The following is a 17,058-nucleotide window of genomic DNA, read 5'->3' as shown; positions in this document are numbered from 1 at the left end:
TTCTACAGGAAAGCGCACTCTTGGGGGCTTGCTGCCATCAGGCGAGGACGGGGACGCCCAGGGCTTTGCCGATGTCGGTCCCCTCAACCCAGCCGCGCGAGGCAGACAGCAGATCGAGGAGCCTCCTTTCCCCGAGGCCCGGGGCGTCGCGCAGAGACAGGCTCCCCGTCCTGCGTGACACCGGTATCAGGACCGTGACGAACTGCTCGTACAACTCGTCCGCCTCGGGGTGCGGAGCATGCTCGTTCAGGTGCCGGCAGATGCTCTCCTCGAGGGTGACGGCGAGTTCTGCGAGGGTGGCGCACCGGTGTGCCGCGTCCCGGAAGGAGCCCATGATCACAGAGGCATCGTTGATGGCGGTCATGCCTTTGCCGCGGACGTCACCGATGAGCAGGCGCGCCCCGTCTCCCGTCCGGGTCGCCGCATACAAGTCCCCGCCGATCAGTGCCTCGTCATCCGCGGCCCGGTAAGCCGAGGCGATCCGTAGCGGACCCATGCGATGGGGCAACGGCGGCAGAACCACTCGCTGCGTGGCTTCAGACACCGAACGTACTCGTTCCAGCTGGCGCCTGCGGCGCTCGCTCTGATGGCTGAGGACCACGATGACGAACGAGAGCAGCGCGAGAGAGGCTATCTGTACCTGGTGGTTCGTTGAGAACAGCTCGCTCGGGTCGCGCAGGACAGCGATGATCGCCTGGCCGCCACGGCGAGTACTCCCACCAGACCGGTGAGCCAGGGCCCGGCGAGCCACGGAGTGATGGCGGGGGCGACGATCAGCAGCGGCCCCAGATGGATGTCACCCGGAACCAGCACGTCCACGACCGAAATGGCGACGATCAGCCCGAGCGGTATCGCCACGAGCGCGTGACCGGTGTGCCACGGTTGCCACAGATCGGCAACGCGCCGCCGGAAGCCCATGCCCCCATACTGCACCGGTTGCGAACGCGCCGCAGGGCATCTCGCGGCCCTCGCGTGCAGACGATTCCAGCCGGAGAAGCGGAGCCGATAGCGCGTACGCACCTCCGCGCTCGCCCCCTGTGGGCTGCTCCAGATGAGCCGCACGCACCTCCCGCCGAAGGGAAGGTCTTATCGCCTCCGGCGTGGCGGGAAGGGGCCCGCGGCAAGTGTGCGACGTGCTGGGCAGCGCGAGCACTTGTCGCTCGCAGCCAGTCACGATGCGACGGCAGGTCTTCGGCCCGCGCCGGAGGCGACGCCGGTGTGGCCATGCAGCCGTGACTGCACCGGCGCCGTTCGGACATTTCAGGCTACGACTAGGCTGCGAATATCCAACCCATTGGTGTCCGTGTAGTGAGCGCTCCATGATGGGGGCATGACGGCGGCCTCGCGCGCCATGACCCAACTTGTCAGCCGGCCCGACCTCGCGGAGGCCCGGCCCAGCTGTGGCACCGGCCGGGCCCTGCGCTCGGTCAGGGCGGAGATCGCACACTTCCGCTCCGACCGAAGCGCCGACCTGCACCTCACGGCCGGGAAGATCCCCCGCCTCGAGGACAATCTGCGAGGATCGTCCGCCATCCGGCTCGTCCCCGACTCGCACTGGGTGACCATCCACCTGGAATGCAACGCGGACATCGACCTGCTTCTGACCTTGGCGAGTGTCGCTCTCCAGGCCCACCAGCAGTGGCTGGATACCGGCGACGCATCAGCCGCCCGGTGCAACGATCGCCACGGCGGTCGTGCACGAGAAGTCCGGTGACGGCCGAAGCGACCATTCTCCAGTCAGGGGAGAACACTGTGGCGATCGATGCGCGCGAAAAGGAAGCCATCCGGGCAGTCGCTGAACGTCTCGCGGACGCATACGGCGCGACGCGGGCCCCGGAGGAGATCGAGGCGGCCATCGCCGAAGCGCATGCGTCCTTCACCGACCGGCCGGTCCGTGACTTTGTACCCGTCCTCGTCGAACGCAAGGCCCGCACTGCCCTCGACAGGAAAACCTGAGGCGGCTGGGAGGTGGCGATGAGAGTCGTGTTCGTGCACGGGGCGTGCGTGCGCGACGGGTCGTGGTGGTGGCACCGCACCGCCGAGCTGCTGCGGAAGCGGGGGGTGCCGAGCGTGGCCCCGGCACTGCCGAGCTGCGGCGAGGCGGGTCCGCCCGGCGGCATCGACGGTCCGGGGCTGCCCGAGGATGTTGCCGCGGTGCGGCAGGTGCTGCAGGCCGACGACGAACCGACCGTCGTGGTCGCCCACAGTTACGGCGGCGTCGTCATCGCGGAGGCCGCTGCGGGCATCGGGGCGGTGCGTCACCTGCTGCTGATCTCCAGCTACCTGCCCGAGGCCGGGCAGAGCCTGTCGGAGTTCGGGGACGGCAGCCCCGCCCCGTTCCTCGACGTCGACCCCGACGCCGGCACGTTCGGGGTCCGCCCCGAGCTACTCGTGGACACGTTCCTGCAGGACTGCGACCCCGAGGTCCAGGCGCAGGCGGTGCACCACCTCTCCCGGCAGAACGTGCAGGTCACCACGCAGCCCGTCGGGGCGGCCGCATGGCAGCAGTTGCCCTCGACGTACCTCGTCTGCGCTCAGGACCGGGGCACCCCGCCGCGGCTGCAGCGCGAGTTCGCCCGCCGTGCCGGCCGCGTCATCGAGCTCGACGCCGGCCACCACCCGTTCCTGTCCCAGCCCGCAGCCGTCCGGGACCTGCTGCTGAGCCTGTGACGACAGCCGCGGACGAGCCGAGCCGACGATCCGCGGGCCCCGCGCCGACAGCCCGGTGAACGTCTCCACCCACAACGCCTCAACCTCAACACCGCACCCATACAGGGAAAATGCCCGGATCAAGCCTTCTGCAACACGCTTTGGGCCCAGCTAGGACTTGTCCGGTCGATCATGTGCGGAGCCAGATGGTGAGTGCCGTACAGGCGCCCGCGGTTCCACCTTCGGGTGCGTGTGATGGCGGTGTCGCCACCGTGGTGCGAACCCCGACCCTGCGGGGTTCGAGCGGCTCCACAGGGCGATCTTCAGGAAAAGAAGGTTTGCTGAAGGGACGCGCAAGCCTCCGGTGGGCCGGCTCCGCAGTCCGGTGCGTGGTCGATTCGATCAGGGTCAGTTCAGTGCGAGGCTGCATGACGCCTGCCCAGGCCCCTCCTGTTTGGTGCCATACCGCCGACCCGAAAGGACGTGGCCATGTCCTATCCAGAGCCCCGCTATCTCGGCGAAAGGGGCCAGGTCAGCGCATTGTTCCGACCTGCACCCCCGGAGCCCGACACCGGCTACATCAGCTACGTGGCCAAGCAGGAGAACACCAACGGCGAGTTCGGCCTGTACAAGATCGACATGGGACCGAAGGCCAAGGGCGCCGCGGAACACTTCCACCGTACGATCTCCGAGTCCTTCTACGTCCTCTCCGGCGAAATCCGGCTCTACAACGGCGAGCGCTGGGTCACGGGAGGCGAGGGAGACTTCCTCTACGTACCGCCCGGCGGGCTCCACGCCTTCCAGAACGACAGCGACGACCCGGTGTCGTTCTTGCTGCTCTTCACACCGGGCGCTCCCAGGGAGGAGTACTTCGAGAAGGTGGCGGAGTACTCACAGCGCAGCAGCGAAGAGCTGAAAGCCTTCCGGATCAGGCACGACCAGTACAACACCACCGATATGTTCGACGACTAGCCAAGGGCTGTCCACGCGCATCACGCCCGATCGAGCCAAGCACGCCCGGGCAGCCTGTATGTGGCACCGAGCCAGATGTGCGCCCACCGGAGGCGGACAGGGGCGTGTGGCAGGGGCGTGGGCTGACGAGTGGTGCGGTTGGCCCCAACTGGGCGGCGTCGTGGGCGTTGGGGGCTTCCTACCTGTTGTCCTTGCTCCGGCCGTCCTCGAAGAGGAACAGGGGTTTGGTGCCATGTGCGGGTGCTTCGGCAAGCGAGATGGCCTCGGTGAAACGTTCGAGTGGGAATGGCTGGCCTTGGGGGATGCTCAACACTTCATCAGCGACGAGTCCGCGAACCTGGGACAGCGCGCGCAGCGCATCCTCGGGTGAGGCAGTGCCGAACCAGCGGTTCAGCCAGAAGCCACGGACTGTTTTGGTCTCGTAGATGACCGAGCGGGCCTGCAGCGGGATCGTCAGCGCTGCCGGGTCAGTTTGCCGATGGGTGGAGAGCGCGCCGTAGACCACGACCTCTCCTCCCGGAGCCAATGCCTGGGATACCTGGGCACCGAGGTCGCCCGCGACACAGTCGGTGGCCTTGTGCACGCCGGTCGGTCCTGCAATCTCAGCCACGCGCTGCAACAGGTCCTCGTCCTCAGTGCAAATGACCTCGTCACCACCAAGCGCTTTGATCTCCTCCACGGCAGCGCGTCGCCGCACGACATTGATCGTGCGAATACCCAGATGCCTGGACAGCTGAATGACGAGTCGGCCGACGGTGGAGCCCGCCGCCGTCTGCAACAACCATTCACCCGGCTGTACGTCGAGTTTGCGAGTCACCAGGAGCAGCGCGGTCAACGGGTTGACTGCGAGTTGACAGGCGCTGGAGTCGCTCAGATCGTCGGAGACCGGCAGGAGCCTTCGCGCATCGGCAACAAGGAATTCCTGCCAAGTGCCGGCCACGTGGGGCCCGGGTACTACCGGGACTGCAGCGACCACCACGCGCTCGCCGATCTTTAGTCCCTCGGTGTCGGGGCCCAGGGCCTCAATACGGCCCACACATTCCATGTGCCCCCCAACAGTGGGAAATGCGGGGGAGAAACCGTAGCGGCCGCGCAGCACGTGCAGATCACTGGCGTGAATCGGAGTCGCCTTCACACGGATCAACGCCTGACCGGCTTTTGGCGTGGGCACAGGCCGGGATTCGAGCCGCAGGACATCGGCAGGCTCGCCGACCTTTCCTGCTACGAGCGCGCGCATGTGATTCATTTCCCTCGCTGACCTTGTCCACGAACTCGTCCAGCGCCTCGCCGACGCCCTTGAGCCGTCGCGTGTCCACGACCATCAGGTTCGGACTCGGAACCCTGTGTCGTCATGGATCTCTCCTGCCGGCTGGGCTGCGAAGCTGCTCCCGTTCCGGGATTGCGCCCACAACCAGCCTAGTGAGCCGGGCACCATCCGGCTTGGCGATCACGACGTTCTCACGCCCATTGATCTCCTGGAGCCGATCTGTGTTCCAAGCGGTGTGCGCAGCGTTGCCTGTACCTGCTCTCCGTGACGCGTTGTCCTGGCGTGGCACCGCAACTCCCCTTTGGGAGTGGCACGGGCGCTACGAGCGGAGGGGTGGCGCAGATTGCTCAGCGCGCGGTGGGGGCGGTGCCCCGTCGACTGGAAGTTGCGCTGGGCAAGGTCGCGGAACGCTGACGGGCCCCGGCCCGGCACCGCTCCGCCGCGCGACGTATTCGGGCGTGTCCACCGTCGGTCATCGCGGGTTCGGAACGCTCCGCCCGTACGCTGTCGGCTGGTGCACGTGGACGGCGGTCGGGAGTGGGCATGAGCGGCGCGGCAAGCGGTCCCGGTGGGCAGGGTGGTCCGAGGGGCCCTGGCGGCCTGGCTCTGCGGCTGCAGCGCGAGCAGGACGTGCTCGCGCGGATGCGCGGGACCGAGGACCGGATCGCGGACGCGATCACCGCCTTCGCCGGCACCATGCTCTTCGTCTACATCCATGCGGCGTGGTTCACGGTCTGGATCGTCTGCAACGAAGGCGTGTTCGGTCAGGAGACCGTCTGGGATCCCTTCCCCTTCGGGCTGCTCACGATGATCGTCAGCCTGGAGGCCATCTTCCTGTCCACCTTCGTGATGGTGAGCCAGAACCGCCAGGCCGCTCGCGAGAATGTCCGCGCCGACCTCGACTTCGAGACCAATGTGCGCTCGGAGGTGTGGTCGATCCACATGGGCCGTGCCCTGGGCGTCGACCCGACGGAGGTCGAGCGCAAGGTGCAGGAAGTCCTCGCGGAGAACCGCGCTCGGATGACCGGCGCCGGCCACTCCTCCCGATAACTAGTCCTCCCGTGAGAGGGACGAGGTCCCTCGGTCCGACTGACGGCGCAAGGCCTGGCTCGGGCCGCCCTGCGGTAGGACGATGAGAGCCAAGTCCGGGCCAGGCCGTGGGAGCCGTGCGCGAGGCTGTGGATGACCTCCGGATTGAGCGGACAGCCGGGTTCGTGGCTCAGCACCCCTGAGGGTTCTTGACATCCAGCCCGGCCGTTCACTGGTGAGCCAGGGCTCACAAGGATGAGAGCCTGCCGACCTCGTCCGTGATCCCGCTTCTCCGCAAACTCGAGAGAGCGGCCCCGAAGCCGCAGGCGGTGGGGAGGCCTGACAGCGATTCACGTCGGGAGTTCGACCCGGGCAGTCCAACCCGTCCGCTGGAGCCCCGCCATTCCGTCAGGGCGCCTGACGCACTCGATGGACGTGGGGTCAGGCGAGCCCCTGATTCACCCGTGCGGGTGCTGCGCCGAAATTCGAACATGTGATGCAATCCGAGGGTGATGTCCTCCTTCGAATTTCCCGACGATCTGCTGCAGGCCCAGCGGGCCTGGTACCGCGCCTACCGCCAGCTAGCCCAGGAGGGGAACCCCTCCCAGACCACCGTCCTGCGCCGTACGCTGCAGCGTCTGTCGGTCCGGATCGCCACACACCCGTACTGGGCGACGATCCCAGGCGAGGCGCCCGCGGCACGGATGGCGCTCAAGCAGCAGACCTGGGAATCGGGTCCGGCAGAGGCCCGCCGATGACCGCTTTCCTCACCGCCAGCCAGCGCCGGATCGCACGGGCCCTGCGGGAGTTGACCGACGAGGCCGGCTACCCGCCCTCGATACGGGAGAGCGCGGATGCCGTCGCGCTGGCCGCCTCGACGGTCGCTCACCACCTGCAGGCCCTGGAGCGCCGCGGCGTCGTCAGCCACGAGCCACGCCGCAGCCGCTCGTACCAGGTGCTCTCGCAACCAAGCGGGATACGAGGACTGTTGCGTCAATGTAGTTCTTTGACGTTGCGCATGTCTGCGCATGTCGGGGCCGGCTTCTGGCCCTTCCGCGCCGACCTCTGGGTCTTGTCCCTTCCGTAAGGGTTCGCTCCCCCAGGTCAGAGTGCTTCGATCTGGATGAAGTTCAGGTCCGCTCGCGGAGTGGGAGCGGGCCATCGGCAACTTGCGGGCACCGGCGAGGCCTACGCCCCGGCGGCCGACACCATCGTCCAGCTGACGATCGTCCAGCTGATGCGTCCGGTCAGAGCCGGCCCGGCCGGACTCCACGTGCCGAAGCAGGGCGGGTTCACGGGTGGCGCTGTAGCGTCTTCGCATGATCACAGAGAGCGCCTCCGTGCTGGTCGACATTCGAAAGTACGACGGCACCCTCAGCGCGCAGTGGACCGCCACCCGGCTCGGTGAGGACGAGCACGGGGTGTGGTTGGGCACGGCGCAAGGTGTTCCCGTCACTTCGAATACGGGCAGCCGGACAAGCCGGTACGCCTACGTGATGTTGATCCCGCGCGGTCAATGGTGGACGGCCACCTTCTGCGCGGACCCGGGCCCCGAGATGTACTGCGACGTGTGCACGGTGCCCGAGTGGAACGCGGACGAGACCGTCCTGCGCACAGTTGATCTCGATCTCGACGTCGTGCGACCTCGTGGCGGCGAAGTTCATATCGAGGACGAGGACGAGTTCGCTGAACATCGAGTGAGCTACGGGTACCCCGACAACGTCGTCGTCAAGGCCCGAGAGACCTGTGAGTGGCTGGCAGAAGTGGGTCGTCGCGAGGGCGAGGTCGTCGAACCCTTCGCCTCCACGTACCGCCACTGGCTCGGCCTCGTGGAGTAGGCCGGGGGCACGTCTCGCCGCGTGCACTGTGAAGTAGCACGCCCCTTGTCCATACTGGACATGGGCGCAGGTGGCGGGCCATGCGCGGCCTTGCATGCCCTGTCAGAATCAGGGCATGGCGGACTCATCTCTGCAGATCAACGCCCTGATCGTCGATGCCACCGACCCCGAGCGGCTTGCCGCGTTCTGGTCAGAGCTGCTCGGCAGGCCCGTCGTGGGGCGCACCGGTCCTTACGTATGGCTGCGGCGCGAGAACGGCCTGGGCCTGGGTTTCCAGCAGACCGCCGAGCCCAAGTCGGGCAAGAACCGCATGCACTTCGACATCACCTCATCCGACCCGGCCGCCGAGCAGCAGAGGATCGAGGCGCTCGGCGGGCGCAGGCTGGAGGAGTACGCCGACGGCGGGTTCCTGGTGATGGCCGACCCCGAGGGCAATGAATTCTGCATCATCCCCGACAGCACCTTCGAGCTCGACAACGAAGGGCGCGCGAACTATCTCAGCTGACCGCCACCATGTTGCGCTGCTTGTCGAAGGCCGGCGGGCGCCCGCCGGGGCTGCCGCGCCGGAGCCGGTTGCGGATCTGTCGGCCCGTTCAGGGATGGTGTGGCTGATGCCCGTCGCCGCAGCCTGGTCCGGATGGCAGCAGCGCATGCGACATCACCGGCGACAGGCTCCCGATATGGACAGCGCACTCCCCCACTACGGGGCATGCCGCCACCACACGTGGAGCACCACATCACCACCAGCGGAGACCGCGGCGGCCTCAGTGGCACATCAGGCGCCTGGACGGGGAGCCCGCAAGTGTTGACGCCGGGCCAGCTCTTCGTCGTCGACCAGGGTGAGCATGGGCTGGCCCGGTGCGCACATCATGGTGACGAGAAAGCGGCTCCTGGAGTCCGTCCGGTTGTTTCCGTCCTGGTAGTGGATGACATCGCCGCCCGGTTCCCAGAACGTCTCACCGGCCTTGATCACCCGCTCCGGCTCTCCTTCCAGCTCGAAGAGCATCTCCCCCTCCAGCATGTAGCCGAAGGCGGGCCCCGAGTGGCGGTGCGGAGGGGTGCCGGGGTCGCCGGGAGGGAACTCGACCAGAACCGTCATCGCCTCTGCCCCCTCCGGAACGGCCGGCGGCTTGACCGACTGCAGCACAGTGAGTGCCGTCTTCCACGCCTCCGAGCGAGGTTGGCTCTCCGTGCCATCCGCTACCGGCTCATCGTGGGACATGCGGGGGCCTCCAGTGGTGGGCCGGCTGGTTCAGGAGAGCCAGTCGCTGTAGTGGGTTGGGGCGATACGGGCGTCGTCCTTAGCGGTCAGAACGTCACCCGGAACAGCGGCGAACATGCCGGCGGTGTCGTCGGTGACGACCGTGCGGCCGTCGGGATGGGCAACGAGGGTGATCCGGCCGAGTTCGTCGAGGGGGACGACATCGGGCCCGGCAATGTCGAGGGCGCCGTTCAACGGGGCGCCGACAGCGACGTCTGCGACGGCGTCGGAGACGTCCTCGGCGGCGATCGGCTGAAGCGGGGTGGTGGGCAGGCGGACGGTGTCGCCCTCGGTGGTCCAGGACAGGAACGCGTCCATGAACTCCATGAACTGGGTGGCGTGGACGATCGAGTAGGGGATCGGCCCGGCCTTGAGGATGTCTTCCTGCAGGACCTTGGCCCGGTAGTAGTCGAGGCCGGGCACCTGGTCCGCGCCGACGATCGAGAGGATGACGACGTGGCCCACCCCGCCCTTCTGAGCAGCGGCCAGAAGGTTGTCCATCGAGGTCTGGAAGAACGCCGGTGACGCGTCGTCGAAGGTCGGCGAATTCGTCAGGTTGACGACAACGTCGGCGCCGGCCACCGCCTCCGCCAAGCCTTCCCCGGTGATCACGTCGACACCTGTGGACTGCGAATGCGGCACAGCCTCATGCCCGGCCGCGTTCAGCTTTTTCACGACCCGCGACCCGATCAGGCCGGTACCACCGATGACTGCAATCTTCATGGGTCACCTTTCGTCGCCCGCCAATAGGTCATACGTCCAGATTGCGACGGGGCGGTGCGCGGCGCACGCGGACCGTGCGCTCCTGCACACACCGGTGGCGCTCGTGCAGCAGGCCGATGTCGGCCAGGCAGTCCCCGCCGAGTGCTACCGCCAGTGCCACAACCAGCAGGACCTTGCCCGGATCGTGGATCGCACGCGCCTTGCACGGCGCCAGGGCTGTGGATATCACCTGATCCAGACCGGTCTTGCGGAGAGATCTTGGCCTCCGGGACCTCCGGGACCTCCGGGACCTCCGGGGAACTGAAGCGGAGTCAGCTTCATGGGTCCACCCATGGCACCAGGCCGCGTCTACCGAGGAACCAAAGCCGGGAGCGCTTCTTCGCACCGCGGGCAGCTCACGGGAGCGCCTGCCCACGCCGGGTGACTTCCACGGTCTCGACGAACTCCCTGACGGTCGCGGCGCCTGCCTCTCCATGCGGAGGAAGATTTGGCCGGCCTCTCGGCGATTGCCATCGCCCTTGTCGACGTGGAGCTTTCGGCTCCGCCCCGTTCGCCCTCCTGTCAGCCTCGCTCCTGGGCGATCAACTCGATGCCCGGCACGAGGAGCTGCGCGCCACGCTTCCCATCCGGCGGGTCGTCGGGCCGGCAGACGTCGCCGCGCTGGCCGTCCATCCATGTGCAATGACGCCCTCACCGGCGGCACCTACGACATCGACGGCGGACAGCAACTCCTCGCCCACTGATGCCACGACGCAGGCCAGGGACCACCGCGGGCAACGCCTTCGGCCCATTCGAGCAGTCGCGGGCCGTCGGCCGACGACCTGGGGTTCACGCCGCCGTATGCCATGACGTCCAAGGCCCACGAAAGGGGATGGTGCGCGAGAACCCCAGCGCAGGCCGCGTGGCGACGGTGCTGCTCCAAACCGAGGGCCGATACTCACTCCGGCAAGTGTTTCAGATGCATTCCCCGATGCCGGAAGCGTGAGGCAGAAGGAGACCCCGGTGAAGCTGAACCTGACGGACAAAGTCGCCGTTGTCACTGGAGGCAGCAAGGGCATCGGCCTGGCCGTCACCGAGGCACTCGGCTGTGAGGGAGCGCGCGTGGTCGTGGGCAGCCGCACGGAAACACCCGAGCTGGCAGCCCTGCGCAAGCGGTACGACGTCGCCTTCCACGCCGTCGATCTCGCCGACCCCGACGGTGCCGACATGCTGACCCGGGCAGCAGCAGACCGACATGGCCGGATCGACGTACTCGTCAACAACGTCGGCGCCACTCACCCACGCGTCGGCTTCCTCGACGTCGATGACACCGCATGGATGCGGTCCCTCGAGATGACATTCCTGAGCGCGGTGCGTGCCAGCCGTGCGTCGTTGCCGCACTTGCTGGCTCACGGGGAGGGGGCGATCGTCAACGTCAGCTCGGTCAACGCCCGGCTGCCCTTCCCCATGGTGGTGGACTATTCAGCGGCCAAAGCCGCCCTGAGCAACCTGACCAAGGCTCTGTCGGAGGAGTTCGCTCCCCGAGGTGTCCGCGTCAACGCCGTCGCCCCCGGCCCGGTACGCACCCCGTTCTGGACGGCCCCCGGCGCCTTCGCCGACACCGTCGCGGCCGGTGCTGGCGGCACGGCACAGGAGGCACTTGACCAGGTCGTACCTCAGCAGATGGGCATCTCCACCGGACGCATCACCGAACCCCAGGAGGTCGCTGACCTCGTTGTCTTCCTGGCCTCCCCGCGCGCCGGCAACATCACCGGTGCCGAATTCGTCATCGATGGGGGCCAGATCAAAACCACCTGACATGAACGCGAGCCAACCGGCACGGTGGGCACTTCTGTTGCCGCCAGGGACGGGGCCATCCCCCGGAGGGAGAGGACGTTTCGTCCCCGTGCCTGGCAGCTGTCGACACCGTCCGACGATGGTGCGAAAGACGGGAGGTCGGCCGCGTCCCCATCGACGTGTGGAGTTGCGCTTGTCAATGATCGACTGCCGACATCCTGGAGGCGTCGGTTGGTACTCCGTCCCTCCAGCGGCGTCGACAGTCGAGGATCGCAAGGGCCGCGACTACGATGGGCATATCGCCCCATCGAGGGCTTGGCCAGGGACTCGGCCAGAAACCGGACGTGCGGTGACGCCGAGGCCCCGGGCGGGTAGCACGTGCCTGGCCCTCTTCACCATGGGCTTCTCGGTAGTGACAGGGAGCATTGTCATGACTGCTCGATCCGCCTCCATCGTCCTGGAGCCGCCGGCGCAGGAGCTTGCCGACGCGACTTCGCACCACCCGTTCCTTTACGAGCTGAAGCCCACCGAAGCGCGCAAGGTCCTGGACGACCTGCAGGCTGCGCCCGCCGACAAGCCGCCGGTCGACGAGGAGTGGATCACCGTAAGTGCCTCCGTGGGCGATGTGCGGGTGCGCATCGTCAAGCCGAAGGGCGCCACCGGCACGCTGCCCGTCGTGCTGTACATGCACGGTGGCGGCTGGGTACTGGGCAACGCCGACACCCATGACCGTCTGGTGCGGGAGCTATCGGTCGGGGCCCGCACAGCGGTGGCCTTCGTGGAGTACACACCCTCACCAGAGGCCCACTACCCCGTGGCCATTGAGCAGGGCTACGCCACCGCGCAGTGGATCACGCGCGAGGGGGCGTCGAAGGGCCTGGACGCGCGGCGCATGGCGGTGGCCGGCGAGTCGGTCGGCGGCAACATGACCGCTGCGCTGGCCCTCATGGCCAAGGAGCGCGGTGACGTCACCTTCGTGCAGCAGTCGATGTACTACCCGGTCACGGACGCGGCCATGGACACCGCCTCCTACGACGAGTTCGCCGATGGCTACTACCTCAGCCGCAAGCTGATGGAGTGGTTCTGGGACGCCTACACCACGGACCCGAAGCAGCGCGCGGAGATCACCGCATCACCCAATCAGGCCACGGCCGAGCAGCTCAGCGGCCTGCCGCCCGCCCTGCTGCTCGTGGACGAGGCCGACGTGCTGCGCGACGAGGGCGAGGCCTACGCCGCAAAGCTGCGGGGCGCCGGCGTTCCGGTCACCACGGTGCGCTACGACGGCACGGTGCACGACTTCATGATGCTCAACTCGCTCAGTCAGTCCAAGGCCACCCGAGCAGCCGTCAATCAGGCCGTCTCATTCCTGCGCGACGCCCTCGGAACTATCTAGCTGTTGCGGGTCATCGCTTTTGACAGCGCACGGCGGTGAAGACGGGTGGTTACGTCATCGCCGGAGGACGCCGAACGCCAACGGGACCAGGCCAGGGACAGCACGAACCTCGCGACAGGCACCTGAGCGAGACCCGCTCGAACCCACCGCGCCCCGCAACTGCCCGCACTGCCCGCAGCCCGTCACCATCGTCGCTCTCCTTGCGACACCGGAAGCCGCCCGGCCGTCGATGCCGAGCGGCCTTCCCGATGTCGTACCGCTCCGCAGGGCTCCATGACAGCCAGACCGATGGGTCGGCAGTCCGGAAATCCGGCTGCCGACCGCAGGCCGTAATGGCAGGCTCTGCCCATGGTCTTCTTGCGTTGCGAAGCGGTCCGATGGGTCAATGACGAACCGCAGCCCGGCCTGGTCGAGGTCCGCTTCGCCGACGCCCACCAGCAGCGATGGGCCTTCGTCGACAAGTGGCCCGTCTTCACCGGCGACGGCCTGACCCCCGACTCCGACTATCCCGTTGAGGTCGGCATCCTCTGCGACATCCTGACCACCGACAACACCGCGGACACGGTCACCATCTCCGTCGCCCCTTGGGGACTCGAATCACTCGACGGACGCGTCGAGTTCGAAGTGCGAGCTGATCAGTTGACCACGAGCTGAGGTTCACGATCACCGGGCCCCGCCGACCTGACGGCTGGCGGGGCCCACGCATGCTTGCCGATCTCCGCCTTACCCACACCGTTCAACCAACAACAAAGTGAGGCGAAGAGCGGCAGCGGCCGTTTTCAAGAATCGCCCTCCACCACTGTCGGATGGCACGAAAGTGTCACTGCCCGGCGACATGTGCGTTGTCAGTGAGACCCTGTGGTCCAAGTGACGGATCAAGAAAAACAAGCCTCCCCCAGGGCAGTCCGACCCGGCCCCTTTCACGTGCGGTGACTTGCTGTCACGAAGCGACTGATCCGGAGCTCGCCACTGACGTGGGCCCGGACGACGACCACCTTGGCGAAGTTCAGGAACGGCCGAAGGCGGCAGCAGGGGTCTCGCCCTTCAGCGCCTGCTGGGTACGGGTGGCAACCGTCTGGCTGAGGGCGCTGAGCGTGTCGAGATCGACGCTGCTCCCGTGCTCGTTCATGACGTAGACGCTGAACATGACAGTCCCGCAGCGGACGACGCTCCGTGCCTCCCCTCTGTCCACGCCGTCGAGGATGCCGGGATAGGCCACGCTGAAGAAGGCTGATTGCTCGCAGTAGGAGGTCAACTTTTCCTCCGTCACGCCGCTGGGCGGGTTGTTGGCCTCCTCCGCTTTCTCACCGAGGTATCCCTGAGCGGCGGCGTCATGGCTGGAGTACGTCACGACCTCGATGTGCACCTTGTCAAAACCGGCCGCGGCTCCCGGGTCGTACCACGCTGTCAGGTCCAGCAGCGAGCCCTTGCAGATGTATCGGAGCGTCCCATCTTTCTCAGTGCCCAGACGGCCCTTGCCGCACGAGTCCCTCTGCGGTGAGCCGCTGGCGAAAGCCCATCCGTCGGGCAGGCTCTTCGGACCGGGAAAGATCTGCTCCGCCAAGGCCGCGTCACGCACTACCGGGACGGAGGCGTCACCGGACGGCGACGGGGTGGAGGACGCCGTGCGGAGACTTCGCGGGGAAGTGCCACTGGACACCCCAGGAGAGTCGTCGCCGGCAATCACCTGTGCCCCGCCGTATGCAGCCAGGGCCAGCAGCGCGAGCAGCAGCGCGGCGGCCGCAGTGAGGGATACGCGAGCGCTCCGGGTGTTGTTGATCGTCAGCGGGCCCAGTGAGATCTGGCTCCGCCGCACCCTGCTGCCGGCGCCGATGACGATACTGCCCTCGTACGAGTGGCTGATCGTACAGTCGGGGGGAGCAGCCGGAGACGGTCCGGCCAATGCTGCCGCCACGCGGCCCTGAAACTCGGTGTCGGCCGCGATGGCCTCGCGGATCGCCTCCTGGAGTACCTGTGCCGCCGCCGGATCCGCTGGGTCTGCGCTCACCCTGGCCAGAGCGGCCCGGCCCTCATCCGAAGTGCCCAACCGCGCCCGTACCACGTCTCCTAACGCTCGGCCTGCCTCGGTCCCTGCCCCTGTCGCCATGGCGGTCAGTACCTGTACAGCCGATAACGCCATGCTTCCCGCTGCGTCCATGCGCCCCCCCTACATATCCGGGCCCTGAGACAACCACGGCAGCCGCCGGCAGCGCTAGATGTGGGCAGCCGCGCCGGCCACACGCAGGTCCTCCACCGTCGTTTCCGTGGCGGCGCCCTGTCCTGGTCCGGCCCCCGCCGCGACATCGCGCTCGACCACGCGCGTACCCCGCGCGCAGAAGCCCCGCCGAAGGTTCCGGCGGGGCTTCTTGTCTCACGGGCTTCTTGTCTCACGTGCCCTCACAGACGCGTGCCCGCAGCATCGTCAACGGCACTTCTGCTCTCCTCCTGGCTGACTATCGGGAGGCGTAGGGGATGAGTGCCATCTCGCGAGCGTTCTTGATGGCGCGGGCGATCTGCCGCTGCTGCTGCCTGGTCACGTTGGTCACCCGGCGGCTGCGGATCTTGCCGCGGTCGGAGATGAACTTCCGCAGCAGGTTGGTGTCCTTGTAGTCGATGTAGGTGATGCCGGCGGCGTCCAGCGGATTGACCTTCCGCCTGGCGGGCTTGTTCTTGAGATGGGGGCGGCGGGGCATGGGGTTCGGTCCGTTCCTTCCGGTTCTTGCGGGTGACTGGGTTTCGGGCTCAGGCGACGGAGTCGAGCAGTTCGTCGAAGGCGTGCGACAGCTCTCTCCAGGACGGCGGCCCGGCCGCGTACTCGGCGTCGGTGAGCAGGCACGAGTCCAGCAGGGCCAGCAGGTTGTCGCGATCGAGTCCGGGACAGGTGAAGGTGAGGTGCTGGCACCGGTCACCGTGTTCGGGGTGCCAGTCGAGGGAGGCGGCGACGCGGCGTTCGGCGGGCACCATTTCCCAGGCGGCGTCCGGCAGCGCGGCAAGCCAGGGGCCCGCCGATTCCACGCACAGCGCGCCGCCGGCAGCGTCCCACGACAGCAGCGTGTCGGGCCGGTCCGCCAGCCAGAACCGGCCCCGGATGCGAGCGGCGGCGCACACCAGATCCTCCAGGGCCGCGTGGAGCCGCCCCGGGTGGAAGGGCCGCTCACGCCGCCACACGAGGGTGTCGACCCCGTGTTCGTCGGCCTCCTGCGGCAGCAGCGCGCACGCCGGATGCTGCCGGGCGGCCGCCGCCTCGACGTCGAATCCGGCCGTCAGGGCCGGGCCGAGTGTGCCCTCGCCGACCCACAAACGCTGTGCGGCCGGGGTGAGTTGGGCGAGCAGTGCGAGGTCGGCGTCGTCCGCCGTTTCGTCGCCTGGGGCGAGGGCGAGCACCGTGGGGTATTCGATCTGCCGGGCGAAGGTGTCGGCGACCGTGCGCTGATCGGCGGGAGCGGCCGCGAGACCGGCCTCAGCCAAGTCGTCCCCGTTCGACAGGTACGGCAAGACGAGGGCGGGGTCGACCGCGGTGGCGACCCCGGTCAGCTCCAGCGATTCGCTCTCGGCAGCGATGACGGCGGCCATGGCCTGCGGCTCGACCGAGTCCCACAGCTCGACGACGGCCAGGCGGTACGTTCCGGCGTCGGCCAGCCGCACCAGTTCGGGGACCAGGTCCTCGCGCAGCGCACAGCAGGCGCAGTCGTTGACCAGAGGGGTGTGACCGCTGTCGACCGGGCCGGTGTTGTCGCGAATGGTGCGGTGGACCGAGCTTTCGGGCCCGGACGACAGGTCGTGGTGCAGCACCACGGTCCCGGGCACCGAGTGCAGGATGTCCCCCACCGCGGCGCGGCGGGCGCCTTCGCACAGCCCGCCGACGATCACCACCGGCAGACGACGCTCGGCCGGACTCACCGTTCCCTCCGCCCATACCGGCGCTGGAAGCGCTCAACACGGCCCGCGGTGTCCAGCACGCGCTGGGTACCGGTGTAGAACGGGTGGCTTGCCGAGGAGATCTCGACGTCGATGACGGGGTAGGTGTTGCCGTCCTCCCATTCCATCGTCTTGTCGCTGGTGGCGGTGGAGCGGGTGAGGAAGGCGAAGTCTCCGGCGCTGTCACGGAAGACGACGGGCCGGTATTCGGGGTGGATTCCGGGCTTCATGG

The 17,058-nt window shown here is 67.8% G+C and carries 21 protein-coding genes and 2 pseudogenes; 13 read left to right on the top strand and 10 right to left on the bottom strand.

Annotated elements, in window-relative coordinates; all coding sequences use genetic code 11:
- Positions 1 to 37: 37 nt before the first annotated feature.
- Together CFW40_RS38355 and CFW40_RS38350 are read right to left on the bottom strand one after the other, a co-directional pair.
- Complete coding sequence (locus CFW40_RS38355) at positions 38 to 496, bottom strand: SpoIIE family protein phosphatase (RefSeq protein WP_256331225.1); 459 nt, start codon at positions 494 to 496, stop codon at positions 38 to 40.
- 134 nt (positions 497 to 630) lie between these two features.
- On the bottom strand, positions 631 to 918 hold the full coding sequence (locus tag CFW40_RS38350; RefSeq protein WP_143052947.1) for a hypothetical protein: 288 nt from the start codon (positions 916 to 918) through the stop codon (positions 631 to 633).
- A gap of 412 nt (positions 919 to 1,330) precedes the next feature.
- Between CFW40_RS38350 and CFW40_RS29200 the strand changes: the two genes are divergently transcribed.
- From CFW40_RS29200 to CFW40_RS29185, 4 genes are all read left to right on the top strand, one after another.
- Entirely contained in the window at positions 1,331 to 1,714 is a 384-nt protein-coding gene (locus tag CFW40_RS29200; RefSeq protein ID WP_176956357.1) for a luciferase family protein, read from the top strand.
- Positions 1,715 to 1,752: 38 nt separating this feature from the next.
- Complete coding sequence (locus CFW40_RS29195) at positions 1,753 to 1,956, top strand: three-helix bundle dimerization domain-containing protein (protein WP_218136784.1); 204 nt, start codon at positions 1,753 to 1,755, stop codon at positions 1,954 to 1,956.
- Between the two features lie 18 nt (positions 1,957 to 1,974).
- Positions 1,975 to 2,670 (top strand): alpha/beta hydrolase, encoded by a 696-nt coding sequence (locus tag CFW40_RS29190; RefSeq protein WP_088800808.1) that lies wholly within the window; start codon positions 1,975 to 1,977, stop codon positions 2,668 to 2,670.
- Between the two features lie 468 nt (positions 2,671 to 3,138).
- On the top strand, positions 3,139 to 3,621 hold the full coding sequence (locus CFW40_RS29185) for a cupin domain-containing protein (protein ID WP_088800807.1): 483 nt from the start codon (positions 3,139 to 3,141) through the stop codon (positions 3,619 to 3,621).
- 178 nt (positions 3,622 to 3,799) lie between these two features.
- Here the strand turns inward: CFW40_RS29185 and CFW40_RS29180 are convergent, their stop codons facing one another.
- The gene (locus CFW40_RS29180) at positions 3,800 to 4,858 is read right to left on the bottom strand and encodes a zinc-dependent alcohol dehydrogenase family protein (RefSeq protein WP_218136785.1); all 1,059 of its coding nucleotides are present in this window, start codon (positions 4,856 to 4,858) and stop codon (positions 3,800 to 3,802) included.
- A 573-nt stretch (positions 4,859 to 5,431) separates the two neighbouring features.
- On the opposite strand from CFW40_RS29180, the gene CFW40_RS29175 reads away from it, so the two are divergent.
- The 5 genes from CFW40_RS29175 to CFW40_RS29155 all read left to right on the top strand — a co-directional run bounded on the left by CFW40_RS29175 (position 5,432) and on the right by CFW40_RS29155 (position 8,260).
- Positions 5,432 to 5,938, top strand: a complete 507-nt coding sequence (locus CFW40_RS29175; RefSeq protein ID WP_088800805.1) for a DUF1003 domain-containing protein — start codon at positions 5,432 to 5,434, stop codon at positions 5,936 to 5,938.
- 491 nt (positions 5,939 to 6,429) lie between these two features.
- The gene (locus CFW40_RS29170; RefSeq protein WP_088800804.1) at positions 6,430 to 6,675 is read left to right on the top strand and encodes a hypothetical protein; all 246 of its coding nucleotides are present in this window, start codon (positions 6,430 to 6,432) and stop codon (positions 6,673 to 6,675) included.
- Entirely contained in the window at positions 6,672 to 7,004 is a 333-nt protein-coding gene (locus CFW40_RS29165; protein ID WP_088800803.1) for a LexA family transcriptional regulator, read from the top strand. The genes CFW40_RS29170 and CFW40_RS29165 overlap by 4 nt, the downstream gene beginning before the upstream one ends.
- 232 nt (positions 7,005 to 7,236) lie before the next feature.
- Positions 7,237 to 7,755, top strand: a complete 519-nt coding sequence (locus CFW40_RS29160; RefSeq protein WP_088800802.1) for a DUF402 domain-containing protein — start codon at positions 7,237 to 7,239, stop codon at positions 7,753 to 7,755.
- 115 nt (positions 7,756 to 7,870) lie between these two features.
- Positions 7,871 to 8,260, top strand: a complete 390-nt coding sequence (locus CFW40_RS29155) for a VOC family protein (RefSeq protein ID WP_088802434.1) — start codon at positions 7,871 to 7,873, stop codon at positions 8,258 to 8,260.
- 270 nt (positions 8,261 to 8,530) lie between these two features.
- Here CFW40_RS29155 and CFW40_RS29150 read toward each other — a convergent pair whose 3' ends face one another.
- From CFW40_RS29150 to CFW40_RS36340, 3 genes and pseudogenes are all read right to left on the bottom strand, one after another.
- Positions 8,531 to 8,977: a cupin domain-containing protein gene (locus CFW40_RS29150; protein WP_088800801.1), complete on the bottom strand. Its 447-nt coding sequence runs from the start codon at positions 8,975 to 8,977 to the stop codon at positions 8,531 to 8,533.
- A 30-nt stretch (positions 8,978 to 9,007) separates the two neighbouring features.
- A complete protein-coding gene (locus CFW40_RS29145; RefSeq protein ID WP_088800800.1) occupies positions 9,008 to 9,739 on the bottom strand; it encodes an SDR family oxidoreductase in 732 nt (243 codons plus the stop codon).
- Between the two features lie 106 nt (positions 9,740 to 9,845).
- A pseudogene (locus CFW40_RS36340) lies at positions 9,846 to 9,989 on the bottom strand (IS1380 family transposase); the annotation flags it as partial.
- A gap of 308 nt (positions 9,990 to 10,297) precedes the next feature.
- On the opposite strand from CFW40_RS36340, the pseudogene CFW40_RS39010 reads away from it, so the two are divergent.
- The 4 genes and pseudogenes from CFW40_RS39010 to CFW40_RS29115 form a co-directional block, all read left to right on the top strand.
- Positions 10,298 to 10,482 (top strand): annotated as a pseudogene (locus tag CFW40_RS39010) (short-chain dehydrogenase); the annotation flags it as partial.
- A 259-nt stretch (positions 10,483 to 10,741) separates the two neighbouring features.
- A complete protein-coding gene (locus CFW40_RS29130; RefSeq protein ID WP_088800798.1) occupies positions 10,742 to 11,536 on the top strand; it encodes an oxidoreductase in 795 nt (264 codons plus the stop codon).
- A gap of 409 nt (positions 11,537 to 11,945) precedes the next feature.
- On the top strand, positions 11,946 to 12,908 hold the full coding sequence (locus CFW40_RS29125; protein WP_088800797.1) for an alpha/beta hydrolase: 963 nt from the start codon (positions 11,946 to 11,948) through the stop codon (positions 12,906 to 12,908).
- Positions 12,909 to 13,256: 348 nt separating this feature from the next.
- Positions 13,257 to 13,562: a hypothetical protein gene (locus tag CFW40_RS29115; RefSeq protein ID WP_088800795.1), complete on the top strand. Its 306-nt coding sequence runs from the start codon at positions 13,257 to 13,259 to the stop codon at positions 13,560 to 13,562.
- Between the two features lie 352 nt (positions 13,563 to 13,914).
- Here the strand turns inward: CFW40_RS29115 and CFW40_RS29110 are convergent, their stop codons facing one another.
- From CFW40_RS29110 to CFW40_RS29095, 4 genes are all read right to left on the bottom strand, one after another.
- Entirely contained in the window at positions 13,915 to 14,916 is a 1,002-nt protein-coding gene (locus CFW40_RS29110) for a hypothetical protein (protein ID WP_093491414.1), read from the bottom strand.
- A gap of 445 nt (positions 14,917 to 15,361) precedes the next feature.
- Entirely contained in the window at positions 15,362 to 15,601 is a 240-nt protein-coding gene (rpsR, locus tag CFW40_RS29105) for a 30S ribosomal protein S18 (RefSeq protein ID WP_088800793.1), read from the bottom strand.
- Positions 15,602 to 15,650: 49 nt separating this feature from the next.
- Entirely contained in the window at positions 15,651 to 16,808 is a 1,158-nt protein-coding gene (locus CFW40_RS29100) for a GTP-binding protein (RefSeq protein ID WP_088800792.1), read from the bottom strand.
- Complete coding sequence (locus tag CFW40_RS29095; protein ID WP_088800791.1) at positions 16,805 to 17,056, bottom strand: type B 50S ribosomal protein L31; 252 nt, start codon at positions 17,054 to 17,056, stop codon at positions 16,805 to 16,807. Before CFW40_RS29095 ends, CFW40_RS29100 begins: the two co-directional genes overlap by 4 nt.
- Positions 17,057 to 17,058 lie beyond the last annotated feature (2 nt).

The sequence above is a fragment of the Streptomyces sp. 2114.4 genome (genome assembly GCF_900187385.1).
In the GTDB taxonomy this organism is placed as follows: domain Bacteria; phylum Actinomycetota; class Actinomycetes; order Streptomycetales; family Streptomycetaceae; genus Streptomyces; species Streptomyces mooreae.
This window is presented reverse-complemented; position numbering and strand designations above follow the sequence as displayed.

Coding starts and splice junctions, on each gene's coding strand:
- CFW40_RS29170 (WP_088800804.1), top strand. CDS start 6,430: ATGTCCTCCTTCGAATTTCCCGACGATCTGCTGCAGGCCCAGCGGGCC.
- CFW40_RS29155 (WP_088802434.1), top strand. CDS start 7,871: ATGGCGGACTCATCTCTGCAGATCAACGCCCTGATCGTCGATGCCACC.
- CFW40_RS29145 (WP_088800800.1), bottom strand. CDS start 9,739: ATGAAGATTGCAGTCATCGGTGGTACCGGCCTGATCGGGTCGCGGGTC.
- CFW40_RS29095 (WP_088800791.1), bottom strand. CDS start 17,056: ATGAAGCCCGGAATCCACCCCGAATACCGGCCCGTCGTCTTCCGTGAC.
- CFW40_RS38350 (WP_143052947.1), bottom strand. CDS start 918: ATGGGCTTCCGGCGGCGCGTTGCCGATCTGTGGCAACCGTGGCACACC.
- CFW40_RS29200 (WP_176956357.1), top strand. CDS start 1,331: ATGACGGCGGCCTCGCGCGCCATGACCCAACTTGTCAGCCGGCCCGAC.
- CFW40_RS29175 (WP_088800805.1), top strand. CDS start 5,432: ATGAGCGGCGCGGCAAGCGGTCCCGGTGGGCAGGGTGGTCCGAGGGGC.
- CFW40_RS29180 (WP_218136785.1), bottom strand. CDS start 4,858: ATGCGCGCGCTCGTAGCAGGAAAGGTCGGCGAGCCTGCCGATGTCCTG.
- CFW40_RS29190 (WP_088800808.1), top strand. CDS start 1,975: ATGAGAGTCGTGTTCGTGCACGGGGCGTGCGTGCGCGACGGGTCGTGG.
- CFW40_RS29125 (WP_088800797.1), top strand. CDS start 11,946: ATGACTGCTCGATCCGCCTCCATCGTCCTGGAGCCGCCGGCGCAGGAG.
- CFW40_RS29150 (WP_088800801.1), bottom strand. CDS start 8,977: ATGTCCCACGATGAGCCGGTAGCGGATGGCACGGAGAGCCAACCTCGC.
- CFW40_RS29165 (WP_088800803.1), top strand. CDS start 6,672: ATGACCGCTTTCCTCACCGCCAGCCAGCGCCGGATCGCACGGGCCCTG.
- CFW40_RS38355 (WP_256331225.1), bottom strand. CDS start 496: ATGGGTCCGCTACGGATCGCCTCGGCTTACCGGGCCGCGGATGACGAG.
- CFW40_RS29185 (WP_088800807.1), top strand. CDS start 3,139: ATGTCCTATCCAGAGCCCCGCTATCTCGGCGAAAGGGGCCAGGTCAGC.
- CFW40_RS29160 (WP_088800802.1), top strand. CDS start 7,237: ATGATCACAGAGAGCGCCTCCGTGCTGGTCGACATTCGAAAGTACGAC.
- CFW40_RS29115 (WP_088800795.1), top strand. CDS start 13,257: ATGGTCTTCTTGCGTTGCGAAGCGGTCCGATGGGTCAATGACGAACCG.
- rpsR (WP_088800793.1), bottom strand. CDS start 15,601: ATGCCCCGCCGCCCCCATCTCAAGAACAAGCCCGCCAGGCGGAAGGTC.